Here is a 14,488-nt window from a genome sequence, read left to right on the forward strand (position 1 = left end):
TCAATTCAACAAATATAAAAAAATTCTCAATATATTTTTAGTTTTCTAAATAATTTCTCCATTTTTTTACAGCATCCGCCATATCTTTCGGCATTGGGCTTTCAAAATATAATTCTTTCCTGGTAGTGGGATGTATAAATCCTAAAGTATGGGCATGAAGCGCATGCCGGGGCAGAATTTCAAATACGTTTTTAATAAACTGCTTATACTTAGGAAGATTCACTCCGCGGAGCGGCGTATGGCCTTCATACCTTTCGTCATTGAACAGTGTATGGCCGATATGCTTGAAGTGTGCCCTGATCTGGTGGGTCCTTCCGGTTTCAAGTTTGCACTCTACCCAGGTCATGTATCTGAACCTTTCCAACACCTTATAATGCGTTACGGCATGCTTTCCCTGGCTTCCGTCCTCATAGGTATGCATCTGCATCCTGTTTTTCGGATGGCGTCCGATATGGCCGCGGATCGTCCCTTCATTATCCTGTACATTTCCCCAGACAAAGGCCCAGTACAGCCTTTTGGTTTTCCGGTCGAAGAACTGTTTGGCCAGAAAGCTTAAAGCAAATTCGGTTTTTGCAATCACCAGCAGTCCGGAGGTATCTTTATCGATCCGGTGAACCAGCCCTACCCGGTCCAGATCCGATTTCTGCCCGTTCTGTTCGAAATGATAGGCCAAAGCATTCACCAGTGTTCCGTCCCAGTTTCCGAATCCAGGATGGACCACCATTCCCGGCTCTTTATCTACCACGATCAGATCATCATCTTCGTATACGATATTGATGGGAATGTTCTGAGGGACAATTACATTTTCTCTCGGAGGATGGGCCAGAAGCACGGAGACCTGGTCTCCCGGCTTGACGCGGTAATTCTGTTTTACAGCAGTTCCGTTAACCACGACATTCCCGGCTCTGCACGTCTGCGAAATTTTATTCCTTGAAGAATTCTGGCGGAAGATCAGTAAAAACTTATCGATCCTTAGCGGTTCCTGGTTTTTATCCACCGTGATCTTAAGGTGTTCGTACAGCCCTTTATTTTCCTCATCAATATCAATGTTTCCGATACTGTTCTGGTCTAATAGTTCTTCATCGAAAAAATCTTCGTTATCTTCTGCCATTTATTTGATCTTTTATACAAAAAGCTTCAACATAATGAAAGTTGAAGCCTGTATTTTTATAATAGTTTATAGATTATTCTATTACTAGTTTTTTAGCCTTTGGCTTTTCAGCAGGTTTTGGCGTTGCCGCCGATGTTGCAGGCTTATTGCTGTTTGTTCCGGAAGCAGCACCGGATCCGCTCACCGAAGAAGTGGTTTTGGGCCTGTTGGTTTCCGTTGCTGAAACGGCCGGCCTTGTATTGGTTCTTGGCGTTTCCGTTTTCGGTGCCTCAGAGGAAGGTCTCGTGGTCTCCCTTCTCGGTGCCGGCGGCGGTATATCGGAGCTTGATTCTTCCCGTACCGGCATCTCCTGATACTGTACCGGAGGAAGTGCCGTATCCACTTTCATCCTGTAAGTGGAGTTCAGCTGTTCAATCTTGGCACTTAATTCTGCCAGGGTCCTTTTACTTGCCCAGAGATCAATCTGCATCCCCTGGTCACGGACATCCCCTGCTGCCGGATCCTGATAGTAAATAACATCCGATTCGTCTTTGCTGCCGTCTTCATGATCTACAAGCCCTACCTCAAACATGCTTCGGGCAATGACCTGTCTCGCTTCCTTCACCGTTAATCCTACTACATTCGGAATGGCAATATTCCGCAGCGGCCCGGAACCGATCACCACATCAACAGTGGAGAATCGCGCCAGCTTGGTTTTAGGTTTTACTTCATTGCCGTTATATAAAATACGGATCACCGCATCTTTCTGAATACTCGGTTCATAAATGGTATCGCCTACCTTTAGTCCTACCTGCTCCAATCGCTGGAAAGCAAGCCCTGAATATTTATTGATGACATCCGGAACTTCCACTTTAGCCCATGTTCTCGGGTTTACTTTCAGGACAATTGCTCTTCCGTCTTTTACACGGGAACCCGGAATAGGATATACCTGTAAAACCTGAAACGGCCTGTATTTAGGGTTATATTCAGCACTATCCACTTCATATTCCAATCCTGTATCATCCAATACTTTAATGGCTTCCTGTACAGATTTATTAACAATATTTGGAACGGGAATTTCCTGACCGTGATGGGTATGGTACTCCAGCCAACGGAACGTAAGCCAGACCAACCCCACAAAAACACCGATGGCTACGATTAAGTTCAGTAAAACTTTCCAATTGAAAAGTGATTTAAGCATGCTCAAAATGACTATAATTAGACAGCAAATATAATTAATAATTTTAGAATGTCCTTTTTATTTAACACATTTCACTTTTGACCTGAATTTTTCCGGATTTGCATTTATCCGTTATATAAAATCATTAAATTTGCTTAACTGATATTAGACAAAATGAGCAAAAAACAAGTTGCCGTAGTAATGGGAGGCTATTCTGACGAATACGTCGTATCATTAAAAAGCGGACAATTAATCTATGATTCTTTAGACCGAAATCTTTACGATGTATATAAAGTAGTTATCCTTAAAGACGAATGGTACTTTTTAGATGAAAATAATCAGAAACATGCTATCAACAAAGGAGATTTTTCCGTAACGCCGAATCATCAGGATACTTTACGGTTTGACGTCTGCTTCAACATCATCCACGGAACGCCGGGCGAAAACGGAATCCTTCAGGCCTATTGGGATGCAATCGGGCAGAAATATACCGGCTGCGATTTTTACCAGAGTGCCTTGACCTTTAATAAAAAAGATACTTTAGCCGTCCTTTCAAAATACGGAATCCCTTCTGCAAAAAGTGTTTATTTAAGAAAAGGAGAGGATATCAATGTTGATGAAGTTATAGAAAGCCTTGGGTTGCCTGTTTTCGTTAAGCCCAACCAATCCGGGTCTTCCCTAGGGATTTCAAAAGTGAAAGAAAAGTCCGGACTGTTGGCAGCAACGGAGATGGCTTTTAAAGAAGATGATGAAATTTTAATTGAGAGCTTTCTGGACGGTATGGAAGTTTCAGTAGGCGTTATTGATTATAAAGGAGAGACCATCGTCCTGGGAATTACGGAAATTGTTCCTCAGAATGAGTTTTTCGACTACGAAGCGAAATATGAAGGGGCTTCCGAAGAGATTACCCCTGCCCGCATCGATGACGAAACCAGGATCCGTATTGAAGAAATTGCCAAAAGAGCCTATAATTCTCTGGGCATGAGCGGTTTTTCCAGAAGTGAATTCATCCTGATGGATGGTATTCCGTATATGCTTGAAATGAATACCAATCCCGGATTTTCCCCTGCCAGCATCCTTCCGCAGCAGGCTAAGATTTACGGGATTTCTATCGCAGATCTTTGCGGAAATGAAGTTGAAAAAGCTTTATCTAAAAATTAAAACGTATGAAAATTGCTGTTTTCCCGGGTTCATTCGATCCGATTACTTTAGGCCATTACGATATCATCGAAAGAGCGGCTCCGCTTTTTGATAAGCTGATAATCGCCATCGGGCAGAATTCCCAGAAAAAATACATGTTTCCGCTGGACAAAAGAATTGAATTCATCCAGAACTCAGTGGCCGAATTCCCAAATGTGGAAGTCGACTTTTTTGAAGGACTCACCGTTGATTACTGTTTTGAGAAAAACGCCCAGTACATCATCAGAGGCCTGAGAAACCCCGCCGACTTCGAATTTGAAAAAGCCATTGCCCACACCAACAGAACCCTCGCCCATAAAAAGCTGGAAACGGTATTCCTGCTGACCTCCTCCGGAAAATCCTTCATCAGCAGCAGCATCGTGCGGGAAATCATCAACCATGGCGGAGAATACGAGCTGCTGGTACCGGATTCTGTAAGGGTCGAGAAATGAGTGATGGGTAATTAGTAATTTTAACGTATGGATTTTAATCCATTCTTTAGAGACAGGACCCAGCACTTTTCTATTGCCGTGATCAGATCTTTTCAGTAATCAGAAAACAAATCATCAGATCTTCAACTTCTGTCGCAGCCAGTTACAGAGCGGTTTCCAGGGCAAGGTCTGAAAAAGAAAAGTTTGCCAAAATGTGTATTGTCGCTGAAGAAATTGACGAAACCCAGTTCTGGCTGGAGCCTGTTGAAGAACTTGAATATTTAAATCCTGAAAAAATCATTTAAAACAGGAATGTGATGAATTGGCAAAAATAATGACATTGTATAAATTTAAATTATTCTAAAATATATAAAGAGGAGCATTATTGCTCATTACCCATAAAAAAATGCACGAACAGTTCAATTTTGCCATAGAAGTCCTTGGAACGATCTCCTTTTCGATGTCGGGAAGTTTTGCTGCGATGCAGAAACGCCTGGATCCGTTCGGGGTACTGATTATCGCCTTCGTTACTTCGGTAGGCGGCGGAACCGTGCGGGATCTCCTGCTGGATATTCCGGTGTTCTGGATGCATGACCTGTTGACCTGCGCCCTGATTATCCTGACGAGTATCTTCACAATGATTTTTAAATCCTTTGAGAAAAACTTCAGGGTGACCTTATTTATTTTCGACAGTTTAGGGCTTGGACTGTTCACCATCATCGGTGTTCAGAAAGGACTGAATGCCGACATTCACCCCCTGATCTGTATCGGACTGGGAACGATTACCGGCTGTTTTGGCGGGATCATCCGGGATATTTTGCTTAACAGGATTCCCCTGATCTTCAGGAAAGAGATTTACGCCACCGCCTGTATTTTGGGCGGTTCAGTCTTTTTATTACTGACCAAATTTACAACGCTGACGTATACCATCGTTCAGGTGTTTACCATCCTGCTGATCGTTTCGATCCGGACCTTAGCTGTGAAATACCATTGGCAGATCCCGAAATTTTATGGGTACGAAAATAATGCAGAGATGTAATTTTACATACTCCCGAAATAGAACCCGGATTAATGGGCTGGAAGACAGATGATGGACGCGGGAAGTTTTTCTGATCAATATCAAAATGAATCATTTTAAATATCTGATCTTATTATTAGTAAAGTCTTGGAAAAATCTGCTTACATCCTGACTAAACTTTAGTAACTGATTGAAATTTAAACAAATGTCATCAAATCCAATTGAGCTTATGAAAAATCTCATTTCTTTGATAATCTTCTTGATACTTTTCTCCTGTACACACAAAAGCAGTTTTGATTTAGAAAGAGATCTGTACCAATTTTCAGACAAAATGGAGAATGGGGATACCCTTGAAGTAAAGGTAAATCATTCAGCTTGTTTATTTTTATCTCATGAATTATATACTTTTGTCAAACACAAAGACACCGTATTTCTACAGACCTATTCGGAAATAAGTTCATTTGAAAAAAGAGAACAGACATTACCAAAAATAGTATACAACATAAGAAATAAAAATCGACCGTCTTTTGAGAATTATTTTAAATACTTAAGCAAAGAAGACAAACCAAAAACAGAAACAAACTCACCTCTTGTTGTCATTTATTACAAGAACAAAGCTCAATCAAAATCTTTTTATGATGACGGCTTAGAAGATAAATTTGAAAAATTGGATCGCTTTGGATTGCTTCGCCAAAAAATTTATCATGAAGATACGTTCTTCAAATCACCGGAACCACCTCCCCCGCCTGAATTCACAAAATAAAAAGAGCACCTAAATAATCAGGTGCCCTTTATTTTTATAAAGTTCTTTATTAAGAGAATTTTCCTCTGTTTCTCATATTCGGATTGTGCATGTGCTTCTGCATGGTCGGCATTTTCAGCTGGTCTTTCATCATTTTAATCTGATCGGTCATCATTCCGGCACTATCCAGTCTTTTAGCTTCATCCAATAGCTTCTGCCCCTCCTGTCGTCTGCCTTTGGAGATTGCTGCTGCAGCCAGGTTCAACGTAGCCATGGCTCTGTCGTGTTTCATGTTCAGCCCGTATTCCAGCGCTTTTTTCATAAAAGGTTCCACTTTGGTCGGATGGTCCTGGGCATTGGTTAATCCCATCAGATAATGATAATATCCGTATTGGGTTTTATGAAGCTGTGCTCTGTAATCTGTAATATTTTTCAGCCATTCACCGGCTTTTTCCATATTCTGCTTTCTCAACTGCCAGAAAGCCAAAAGGATGTATTCGTTTTTAAAGAAAATAAGAACAGGCAGTGCTGCTAAAAGAAAAACAACAATTCCCCATCCCAGGCTTCTTGTAAAGATCATCAGGTAAAGTCCTGAAAGGATAAGAACTGCCGCAACGGCAATTTTTATATATTTATTCATTCGTAAAATTTAGAAGTGCAAAGATAATAAATTTCAGGTTCAATGTTAAGGGTTTAAGATTTAATGCTCAACTTTGAAGCCGGAACTTTAAACATTAATTTTCTCATAGGTATGGAAACAGAAATCATATTGATGCTTTTCGTCTTTTTCATAACAGATTTCGTCGGTCTTTTTCCAGACTTTAGGGTCGATCGCAGGAAAATAGGTATCCGCTTCAAATTCTGTTTTCACCAGCGTTACCTCAAGCCGGTCCGTAATATCCATTGTCTGCTCATAGATTTTTCCGCCTCCGATGATGAAAATTTCCTCATCGATTTTCTTGGCAAACTTCATGGCTTCTTTGATGCTTCCTACAATCAGAATTCCTTCTTCGAACCAATCGGTTTTCCGGGACACAACAATATTGGTACGGTTGGGCAGCGGTTTCCCTATGCTTTCATACGTTTTTCTTCCCATGATCACCGGATGTCCCGAAGTGATCTCTTTAAAGTGTTTTAAATCTTTCGGAAGATGCCAGAGCAATTGGTTCTCAAAACCGATCTCGTTCTTCTCTCCCATGGCCACCACAATTGTTGTCATTAAAATAAATTTTTACAAAATTAGCACATAATTTGTATATTTGGTTAGCACAAAAAATATTAAAAAAATTTCAAACTATGAAAAATAAAGGTTGTCTGAGCGCCGGAACGATCGGTATCGCTCTCCTTATCATTGTTGCTGTCCTGTTTTTCTGGGGCAAAAGCGGCTACAATAATTTCGTAACGAAAGAACAGAACGTTAATACCAAATGGTCCAACGTAGAAACCGTATATCAGAAGAGAGCAAACCTGATCCCGAATCTGGAAAGAACCGTAAAATCATATTCTAAATTTGAGCAGGAAACTTTAACGAAGGTAGTTGAAGCCCGCTCCAAGGCAACCTCTATCAATATCGATCCGACCAACATGACGGAGCAGGATCTGGCAAAATTCCAGGCGGCACAGGGTGAATTATCGGGGGCTCTAAGCCGTTTGATGGCCGTTGTGGAATCTTATCCTAATCTAAAGGCCGACCAGCAGTACATTAATTTCCAGAGAGAATATACGGCGATCGAAAACAGCATCAGAACGGAAACTGTTTACTATAACGCAGCAGCTCAGGATTACAATACTTCGATTAAAACATTCCCGAATAATATCCTGGCGAACTTCACTAACTTTAAGGAAAAACCTTACTTTAAAGCAGCAGCAGGAGCAGAAAAAGCACCTGAAGTATTCTCAGAATAATGGCAACTCCCTTCTTGACAGATCAGCAGATTGCTTCCCTGGTGGATGCTATCCAGTCGGCGGAAGAACATTCTACCGGTGAGATCAGGGTGCATATCGATACGAATACGGATGAAGACAATGCCAAAATTGCCTTCAGGGTGTTTGAAGAGCTGTGCCTGAACAAAACAGCTGAAAGAAATGCGGTGCTCTTCCATATCAACTTTGAACGGAAGTACCTGACGATTATCGGCGATACCGGCATTCATAACAAGGTCAGCCAGTCTTTTTGGGATCATCTGCATGATTACATTACCTCTGAATTTTCGAAAGGAAACTATTACAAAGCCCTGAAAAGCGGAATCCTTGAAACCGGCCAGGAACTAAAAAAATATTTTCCTGTAACGGGAGAAAACCACAATGAACTGCCTAATGAAATTACGTTCTCTTAACATAGTTTTTTCATTCTTATTCATTTGCTTTTACAGTCTTGTAGCGGCCCAATATACGGTTCCCCCAAAACCGGCTGTCCTCTATCCTGTTTTTGATGAAGCCAATCTGCTGAAACCACAGGAAAAAGAGGCGCTGAATAAAAAGCTGATTGCCTTTTCAGATTCTACCTCCACCGAAATTGAAGTCATCATCATTCCCTCCACCAAAGGGGAAGACGTGAATTTCCTGGCTACGATGTTCGGAGAAAAATGGGGCATCGGAAAAAAGAACGTGGACAACGGAGTTGTTTTTTTAATAGCTACGGAAGACCATACCATGTCGATCCAGCAGGGCCGTGCCGTTGAACAGTACCTTACGGCATCCGTGGCAGGACAGATCCTTGACTATATCGTGACGCCGCATTTCAAGCAGGGTGAATGGTATGACGGAATTAACCGCGGTACTTCGGCCATTATGGAAGCGGTACAAGGGAAATTCAAGCCGCTGAACAACCAGGAAAACAGCGGCAGCGGCAGCCTTACCAAAATTATCATCATTGCTTTTGTCATTTTCATCCTTCTGGCCATTCTTTTCGGAAACAGAGGTGGCGGAAAAGGTGGCGGTGATGATGACGATGTCATCATTTCCAGAAGAGGGCGGAGAAATTACCCTGGCGGATTCTTCCCTTTCCCGGGCAGCTTCGGCGGTGGATTTGGCGGCGGAAGTTCCGGCGGCGGTGGTTTCGGAGGCTTTGGCGGAGGCGGAAGCTTTGGCGGCGGCGGTGCTTCCGGAGGATGGTAGAAAATTCCCGACCTGATTTTTATCATTTCAAATTTTTATAGTAAACAGCAATACGTTTGTAAGTCTCAACACACCACAATATTATAATTAAGAAATCCTTACAATACACTTTTTAGTGATATAAAATATTATGTAACACGCAAGTTTTTTCTTCATAAAAGACCCATTATTTTTGCGGCTGATAATCATTAAAAAATATTTTATTTATGAGAAAAACTTTAAGGCTTGCTCCTGCAGCAATGCTTCTTTTAGGGGTACTTTCATGTAGTACCAATGAAATTTTAGAGGAGACCATTGAAATTTCAAATACCGGCAAATCAGCCAAATCTTTATCAGCAAAGTATACTTCGGAATACAGCTATCTTGGTTCGGGATATGACGTTACCAAAAATTATGCAGTTGAAAGCTCCACAGGTAATCAGGTAGTAGATGTTTACCAGCTTATCAATGATATTGAAAGCCCAACGATTTCTTTTCAGGATTATAAAGAAAATTATGGAGAGAATGCATACGAATATGCAAAAAATGTGACCAGCAAATTGGATTTGGGTGGAACATTTTCTTTATTCAAGCAATCCATAACTGCTTCTTTCAATGGATCTTTGACCAGTAGTAATAAGTTTGACGGAAAGTATATTTACGGGAGCTATCATCTTTTAATTAAACAAAAAAGATATAAATTTACAACCCCGACAGCCAGTAATTTAAAAAATTACCTGACTCCGCAGTTTACTCAGGCACTACAAACTATGACTCCGCAGGAGATCGTACAGTACTATGGGACACACGTTCTTACAGACATTTATACAGGAGGCAAGCTTGATGTGATGTTTCGTTCAGAAACAAGCAATGAAAACAGAAAAAACGCTTCCGAGGTGGGTGTAAAGGTTAGTGCAGCAAGCATATTTAACATCAACGTGAATAACAATGTTGATACGTCTTCTTCATCCAAGAACTTTAACAGAACATTATCCTATAGATCTTATGGAGGAGATCCGACAAAATCTTTATTGGGAACGATAAGTCTGGACCAATCCACTCCAAGTGTAAATATTGCCAACTGGCAAAATTCATGTACTCCTGAGAATTCTGTATTTGTAGATATTGCTGAGCATGGCGTACTGAAATTATACGACTTTGTAGATGATCCGGCTAAAAAAGCAGCTTTAAAGGCTTATATTGATCAATATTTGATTGATAACCAAGTTCAGATGGAATATCTTCCTATTGATATCCACAGATATTATAATCAAAGCACTACCGATCATTATTATACAAAAACTCCTGGAGCCTACGGCGGATACGGATATGAAGGAGTAGACTTCAGGGCATATAATTATAAGGCACCAAGTACAGTTGCGATCTATAGATACTGGAATGGAACGGATCACTATTATACAACGGCACCCGGAGCACCTGCCGGTTATGTATCAGAAGGTATAGAGTTTTACGCTTATCCTTCTCAGATTAGCGGCAGTCGTCCGATCTACCAATATTACGGAAGAAAGAGAGGAGATCATTATTATACCACTTCTTTCCAGTCGTATTCCGGTTATACTTATGAAGGAATTGCTTTTTATGCATTGTAAAAAAGTAGTTGATCTTCACTTATAAACCTGATAGTATAACTGATATTTAACTTGAAAGGTCATGATGCAGAATGATAATAAAAGTTAAAAGTTCTCTACCTGAACATAAATATAAATCGGTCATTAATTAATGACCGATTTTTTATTGATAAAACAGCATTAATTTAAAAATGTAATTATTTAATTAAAAATAATTTTTTTGTTCTTTAGTGTAATTAATGGTAATATAAATGGATTATTTTAATATTAAAAACTAATAAACACCGTCAAATTCTGTTTTTACTTCAAAAATTTTCATTATATTTACTAAAAACAGGTTATGAAGAAGACATTGGTAGTTTTTGCACACCCTTATCTGGAGCATTCCAATTCGAATGCGGAACTCATCAATTTCTATGTCCGTCATCAGCATTTTACCCTTCGGGACCTGTATGAAGAATATCCCGATTTCCACATTGCCGCTTTCAGAGAACGAAAAAGAATCGGAAATTACAACCGTTTTATCTTTCAGTTCCCTTTGATTTGGTTCGGGCCCCCTCCCCTTTTAAAGTTGTGGATCGATGAAGTTTTCGACCGCGAATGGCTGAAAGAAGGGGAACAGAATCCGCTGGAAGGCAAGGAAGTCTATATCCTGGTAACAACAGGTGGTAAAGAACGGTCGTTCAGTAAGGAGGGCACCTACAAATTTACGGTAGAAGAACTGATCAGCGGACTGATTGTCTCACTGAGTGTTTTTAAGGCCAATATCAAAAATATAAAAATCGTTTACGAAGCCAACAAGCTTTCAAAAAAAGAAATTATTCTGCATAAAAAGCAGTTTGTAGAACTTCTCAATCAATAAAATATGGAAACAAGCTTAGCAATGAATACCCTGATTTTCCTCGGCGTTGCCATTATTATGGTTCCGCTGGCCAGAAAATTCGGGCTGAGTTCCGTTATCGGATATATTGCGGGCGGAATCATCATCGGACCGTATGTCCTGAAATTAACGGGCAGGAATGTAGATGACATTATGCATGCCAGCGAATTTGGAGTTATTATGCTTCTGTTTCTGGTAGGTCTCGAACTTGAGCCGCGGAAATTCTGGGAAATGCGGAAAAAAATCATAGGTCTCGGAATGACCCAGATGCTCCTCACCATTTCCCTTCTTTTTGTGGTTTTCCTCTGGGCGGGCTGGAAGGTGGATAAAGCAGTGGCGGTGGCGATGTGTTTTGCCTTGTCTTCTACCGCTATCGTACTGCAGACCCTCCAGGAAAAAAACAATCTGAATACGCTGGCCGGTGAAGCTTCGTTTTCAACACTGCTGTTTCAGGATATTGCCGTAATCCCCATCCTTGCCATCCTGCCGCTTATGGCCCATCATAAAGTGACCAGCAACGATAATGAAATCCATGTGATTATCCAGAACCTTCCGCAGTGGATGCAGTTTGCCACGGTAATCCTTGGGGTTGCAATTCTGATCCTGTTGGGAAGGTATGTTTTTGTGCCTTTTTTAAGATATGTTTCAAAGTCCGGAATGACGGAACTGCTTACGGCTTCTTCCTTGTTCCTGGTAATCGGTGTTTCCGAACTGATGATCGCCATCGGTCTTTCTCCTGCTTTAGGTGCTTTCCTTGCGGGAGTTATGCTGGCCAACAGTGAGTTCCGGCATGAGCTTGAAGCGCAGATCAATCCGTTTAAAGGTTTGTTGCTGGCCGTATTTTTTGTAAGTGTAGGCTCTACCATGAATTTTAATATTATCGCAGAAGATCCCATCTTTATCTTCAGTACGGTTTTCGCAGTATTGGTGATCAAATTCATGGTCCTTTACATGATCGGGAAGTTTTTCAAGATTGATACCCCACAAAGTTTATTTTATGCCTTTGCCCTTTCGCAGGTAGGGGAATTTGCTTTTGTGTTAATCAATTATGCTTCCAGTCTTTACCTGCTGAGTTCAGAGCTGAATGCACAAATGATGGCGGTAACGGCGATTACCATGTGCATCACTCCTTTTCTGCTCATTATCAATGATAAACTCATTACCCCAAGGTTTATTAAAGAAATACCTGATGCAGATAATGATTTCAATATCCTGGATGGGAATATCCGTCAGAAAAAGATTATTATTGTAGGTTTCGGGCATTTCGGGAGCACAGTGGGCCGGCTTTTAAAAGCCAATAAAATTTCAGCGACGGTTCTGGATCGGGATTCGGACCGGGTAAAGCTGCTGAGAAGCTATGGTTTTAAAGTGTACTACGGGGATGCCACAAAAATTCCTACCCTCCGGGCTGCAGGGATTGAAGATGCGGAAATCCTTGTCCTGTGCCTGGATGATCCTGAAGATAATAAATTTGTTGCCGACGTGGTACGGGAAAATTATCCCAAGGTAAAAATATTTGTCCGCGCCAAAAACCGGATCGATGCTTATGAATACCTCAATAACGGCATCAACAATATTTATCGCGAAACCTTGGGAACCGCCGTCGATATGGCAGTAGATGTTCTTCATGAAACCGGAATGCGGAAATACTCGGCCAGACGTCTCGGCCAGAGGTTTATGACTATTGATAAGGCTTCCATCCGAAGGCTGGCCAAATCGGAAGATGATGATGAAATCCATCTTTTTACCACAAGAGAAATCCTCCAGAAAGAGGAGGAATTACTCGCTTACGACAATCTGAATTTCGACAATAAGCAATGGGAAGACTCTTCCATGGACGACGAAGAGGAAAACGAAGACTAATTACTGAATGCTTACGCTTCCGCCGCTGCTTTCTTCTTTGGTAATGTTGGTCACATTCCCTTTCTTGTAAATGCTGAGACTGCCGCCGGAAGAGGCTTCTGCCTGAACAGAGGAAGAGACACTGAGGTCTACGCTCGCTCCGCTCGAAGATTCTGCTTTCAGGTTTTGTACTACCATATTTTTCGCTGAAATACTGCTGCCTGAAGAAGCACTTACTTCTGCATTCTTGGCTTTGCCGGAAAGATCGATGCTTGCGGCTGATGAAGCGTCTACCTCCAGATCCACTGCCCAGATTTTACCGTCGAAATTTCCGCTGCTGTCAACGGAAATATCAAAGTCATTGGCTTCCAGATCACCGGAAACCGATGCCGAACTTGACACTTCCACTTTCATTTTATCCTGTACAAATTTATCTTTAACGGTAATGCTGGCCGCAGAATTGGCATCCAGCTTAGAAAAGTCTCTGGTATAAATTTTTGCGGAAACATTATGGGTATTCATCACCCTGATCCCCTGTTTGTAATGGATGTGCAGTTCGCCGCCGCTGTTATCCACCAAAACCTCATCGATAATATTCTGAGGAGCAGAGATGACTACTTTTTCCACGTCTGATTTTATTACTTCCGCAGATATGGACTGAGAAACTTCAATTTCGTCGAAATCTCCTGTTACTGTTTTTTCTTTCATTGGGCCGTTGCCTTTGCTGACCACTTTTTCTACCCAGGTGCTGTTTTCATGTCCATGGTCTCTTCTGTCATGTTTTTCACATGAAGCCATTAATAAAAAGGCTGAAAAGATAAAAATAGTTTGTGATTTCATGTTTACCGATTTATTTGATTAATGCGTTATTACTTTTGTAACAACTAAGTTATAAAAAATATTACATCTGCCTGAATAATTATATAATCAGGATCATAATAAAGAGCTTTCAGATGAATTCTTTATATAAATTTCAAAATAAAAAGCATTAAAAATCAATACCTTATACCACAATTTATTTTTCAATGGTACAAGGATTGAACTGAAAAGGTATCACCAAAAAATTAAATAGTATGATTCCATCAAAAACACATGCCGTACTGGATTACGTAGTCGGCATCCTGCTGATTGCAGCCCCATGGCTTTTAGGATTTGCCGATGATACCGCAGCGACTACCGTTCCTGTAATCTTAGGAGCCTCAACCTTGGTTTACAGCCTTTTTACAGACTATGAATATGGTCTGGCCAAAATGCTCCCGTATAAGGCGCATCTTACCATTGATTTTATTGCCGGAACAGTGCTTCTGATTTCGCCGTGGCTGTTCGGATTCAGCGATCGGGTTTACCTTCCTCACGTTATCCTGGGAGCCTTTGAACTGGCTGCCGTCCTGATGTCAAGAAAATCAACCTCTCTTGTTCACAGGCCAAAGCAGGCATAATT

General features: G+C 41.1%; 17 protein-coding genes. 12 read left to right on the plus strand and 5 right to left on the minus strand.

Going from position 1 to position 14,488, the window contains the following annotated elements; translation table 11 throughout:
• Window positions 1–37 precede the first annotated feature (37 nt).
• Both FY557_RS16150 and FY557_RS16155 read right to left on the minus strand, forming a co-directional pair.
• Window positions 38–1,111: an RluA family pseudouridine synthase gene (locus FY557_RS16150; protein WP_185151751.1), complete on the minus strand. Its 1,074-nt coding sequence runs from the start codon at window positions 1,109–1,111 to the stop codon at window positions 38–40.
• 73 nt (window positions 1,112–1,184) lie between these two features.
• Window positions 1,185–2,291, minus strand: coding sequence for a PASTA domain-containing protein (locus FY557_RS16155; protein ID WP_149248279.1), 1,107 nt, complete (start codon window positions 2,289–2,291; stop codon window positions 1,185–1,187).
• A 153-nt stretch (window positions 2,292–2,444) separates the two neighbouring features.
• On the opposite strand from FY557_RS16155, the gene FY557_RS16160 reads away from it, so the two are divergent.
• The 5 genes from FY557_RS16160 to FY557_RS16180 all read left to right on the plus strand — a co-directional run bounded on the left by FY557_RS16160 (window position 2,445) and on the right by FY557_RS16180 (window position 5,661).
• Window positions 2,445–3,431 (plus strand): D-alanine--D-alanine ligase, encoded by a 987-nt coding sequence (locus FY557_RS16160; RefSeq protein WP_149248280.1) that lies wholly within the window; start codon window positions 2,445–2,447, stop codon window positions 3,429–3,431.
• Between the two features lie 5 nt (window positions 3,432–3,436).
• On the plus strand, window positions 3,437–3,901 hold the full coding sequence (coaD, locus tag FY557_RS16165) for a pantetheine-phosphate adenylyltransferase (RefSeq protein WP_149248281.1): 465 nt from the start codon (window positions 3,437–3,439) through the stop codon (window positions 3,899–3,901).
• A 113-nt stretch (window positions 3,902–4,014) separates the two neighbouring features.
• The gene (locus FY557_RS20400; RefSeq protein ID WP_262713551.1) at window positions 4,015–4,185 is read left to right on the plus strand and encodes a four helix bundle protein; all 171 of its coding nucleotides are present in this window, start codon (window positions 4,015–4,017) and stop codon (window positions 4,183–4,185) included.
• A 101-nt stretch (window positions 4,186–4,286) separates the two neighbouring features.
• Entirely contained in the window at window positions 4,287–4,919 is a 633-nt protein-coding gene (locus FY557_RS16175) for a trimeric intracellular cation channel family protein (protein ID WP_149248282.1), read from the plus strand.
• 184 nt (window positions 4,920–5,103) lie between these two features.
• On the plus strand, window positions 5,104–5,661 hold the full coding sequence (locus tag FY557_RS16180; protein WP_149248283.1) for a hypothetical protein: 558 nt from the start codon (window positions 5,104–5,106) through the stop codon (window positions 5,659–5,661).
• A gap of 49 nt (window positions 5,662–5,710) precedes the next feature.
• Here the strand turns inward: FY557_RS16180 and FY557_RS16185 are convergent, their stop codons facing one another.
• A complete protein-coding gene (locus FY557_RS16185) occupies window positions 5,711–6,280 on the minus strand; it encodes a DUF2892 domain-containing protein (RefSeq protein WP_149248284.1) in 570 nt (189 codons plus the stop codon).
• An 87-nt stretch (window positions 6,281–6,367) separates the two neighbouring features.
• The gene (locus tag FY557_RS16190) at window positions 6,368–6,859 is read right to left on the minus strand and encodes a dihydrofolate reductase (RefSeq protein WP_149248285.1); all 492 of its coding nucleotides are present in this window, start codon (window positions 6,857–6,859) and stop codon (window positions 6,368–6,370) included.
• Between the two features lie 77 nt (window positions 6,860–6,936).
• Here FY557_RS16190 and FY557_RS16195 point away from each other — a divergent pair, with 77 nt between their 5' ends.
• From FY557_RS16195 to FY557_RS16220, 6 genes are all read left to right on the plus strand, one after another.
• Entirely contained in the window at window positions 6,937–7,545 is a 609-nt protein-coding gene (locus FY557_RS16195) for a LemA family protein (protein ID WP_149248286.1), read from the plus strand.
• Window positions 7,545–7,976: a TPM domain-containing protein gene (locus FY557_RS16200; protein WP_149248287.1), complete on the plus strand. Its 432-nt coding sequence runs from the start codon at window positions 7,545–7,547 to the stop codon at window positions 7,974–7,976. The genes FY557_RS16195 and FY557_RS16200 overlap by 1 nt, the downstream gene beginning before the upstream one ends.
• Complete coding sequence (locus FY557_RS16205) at window positions 7,957–8,757, plus strand: TPM domain-containing protein (protein ID WP_149248288.1); 801 nt, start codon at window positions 7,957–7,959, stop codon at window positions 8,755–8,757. The genes FY557_RS16200 and FY557_RS16205 overlap by 20 nt, the downstream gene beginning before the upstream one ends.
• A gap of 206 nt (window positions 8,758–8,963) precedes the next feature.
• Window positions 8,964–10,346, plus strand: a complete 1,383-nt coding sequence (locus tag FY557_RS16210; protein WP_149248289.1) for an MAC/perforin domain-containing protein — start codon at window positions 8,964–8,966, stop codon at window positions 10,344–10,346.
• Window positions 10,347–10,665: 319 nt separating this feature from the next.
• Window positions 10,666–11,187 (plus strand): NAD(P)H-dependent oxidoreductase, encoded by a 522-nt coding sequence (locus tag FY557_RS16215; protein WP_149248290.1) that lies wholly within the window; start codon window positions 10,666–10,668, stop codon window positions 11,185–11,187.
• A 3-nt stretch (window positions 11,188–11,190) separates the two neighbouring features.
• Window positions 11,191–13,068, plus strand: a complete 1,878-nt coding sequence (locus tag FY557_RS16220) for a monovalent cation:proton antiporter-2 (CPA2) family protein (protein WP_149248291.1) — start codon at window positions 11,191–11,193, stop codon at window positions 13,066–13,068.
• On the opposite strand, the gene FY557_RS16225 is transcribed toward FY557_RS16220, so the two are convergent.
• Window positions 13,069–13,887 (minus strand): head GIN domain-containing protein, encoded by an 819-nt coding sequence (locus FY557_RS16225; RefSeq protein ID WP_149248292.1) that lies wholly within the window; start codon window positions 13,885–13,887, stop codon window positions 13,069–13,071.
• A 233-nt stretch (window positions 13,888–14,120) separates the two neighbouring features.
• On the opposite strand from FY557_RS16225, the gene FY557_RS16230 reads away from it, so the two are divergent.
• Window positions 14,121–14,486 (plus strand): SPW repeat protein, encoded by a 366-nt coding sequence (locus FY557_RS16230; protein WP_149248293.1) that lies wholly within the window; start codon window positions 14,121–14,123, stop codon window positions 14,484–14,486.
• The last annotated feature ends 2 nt before the right edge of the window (window positions 14,487–14,488 follow it).

Origin of the sequence: Chryseobacterium sp. SN22 (assembly GCF_008329705.1) — a bacterium.
Taxonomy (GTDB): domain Bacteria; phylum Bacteroidota; class Bacteroidia; order Flavobacteriales; family Weeksellaceae; genus Chryseobacterium.

Bases quoted from the DNA above. Each gene is read 5' to 3' on its own strand.
- FY557_RS16185 (WP_149248284.1), bottom strand. From the start codon at position 6,280: ATGAATAAATATATAAAAATTGCCGTTGCGGCAGTTCTTATCCTTTCA.
- FY557_RS16155 (WP_149248279.1), bottom strand. From the start codon at position 2,291: ATGCTTAAATCACTTTTCAATTGGAAAGTTTTACTGAACTTAATCGTA.
- FY557_RS16160 (WP_149248280.1), top strand. From the start codon at position 2,445: ATGAGCAAAAAACAAGTTGCCGTAGTAATGGGAGGCTATTCTGACGAA.
- FY557_RS16210 (WP_149248289.1), top strand. From the start codon at position 8,964: ATGAGAAAAACTTTAAGGCTTGCTCCTGCAGCAATGCTTCTTTTAGGG.
- FY557_RS16230 (WP_149248293.1), top strand. From the start codon at position 14,121: ATGATTCCATCAAAAACACATGCCGTACTGGATTACGTAGTCGGCATC.
- FY557_RS16225 (WP_149248292.1), bottom strand. From the start codon at position 13,887: ATGAAATCACAAACTATTTTTATCTTTTCAGCCTTTTTATTAATGGCT.
- FY557_RS16220 (WP_149248291.1), top strand. From the start codon at position 11,191: ATGGAAACAAGCTTAGCAATGAATACCCTGATTTTCCTCGGCGTTGCC.
- FY557_RS16195 (WP_149248286.1), top strand. From the start codon at position 6,937: ATGAAAAATAAAGGTTGTCTGAGCGCCGGAACGATCGGTATCGCTCTC.
- FY557_RS16215 (WP_149248290.1), top strand. From the start codon at position 10,666: ATGAAGAAGACATTGGTAGTTTTTGCACACCCTTATCTGGAGCATTCC.
- FY557_RS16190 (WP_149248285.1), bottom strand. From the start codon at position 6,859: ATGACAACAATTGTGGTGGCCATGGGAGAGAAGAACGAGATCGGTTTT.
- FY557_RS16150 (WP_185151751.1), bottom strand. From the start codon at position 1,111: ATGGCAGAAGATAACGAAGATTTTTTCGATGAAGAACTATTAGACCAG.
- FY557_RS16205 (WP_149248288.1), top strand. From the start codon at position 7,957: ATGAAATTACGTTCTCTTAACATAGTTTTTTCATTCTTATTCATTTGC.
- FY557_RS16180 (WP_149248283.1), top strand. From the start codon at position 5,104: ATGTCATCAAATCCAATTGAGCTTATGAAAAATCTCATTTCTTTGATA.
- FY557_RS16200 (WP_149248287.1), top strand. From the start codon at position 7,545: ATGGCAACTCCCTTCTTGACAGATCAGCAGATTGCTTCCCTGGTGGAT.
- coaD (WP_149248281.1), top strand. From the start codon at position 3,437: ATGAAAATTGCTGTTTTCCCGGGTTCATTCGATCCGATTACTTTAGGC.
- FY557_RS16175 (WP_149248282.1), top strand. From the start codon at position 4,287: ATGCACGAACAGTTCAATTTTGCCATAGAAGTCCTTGGAACGATCTCC.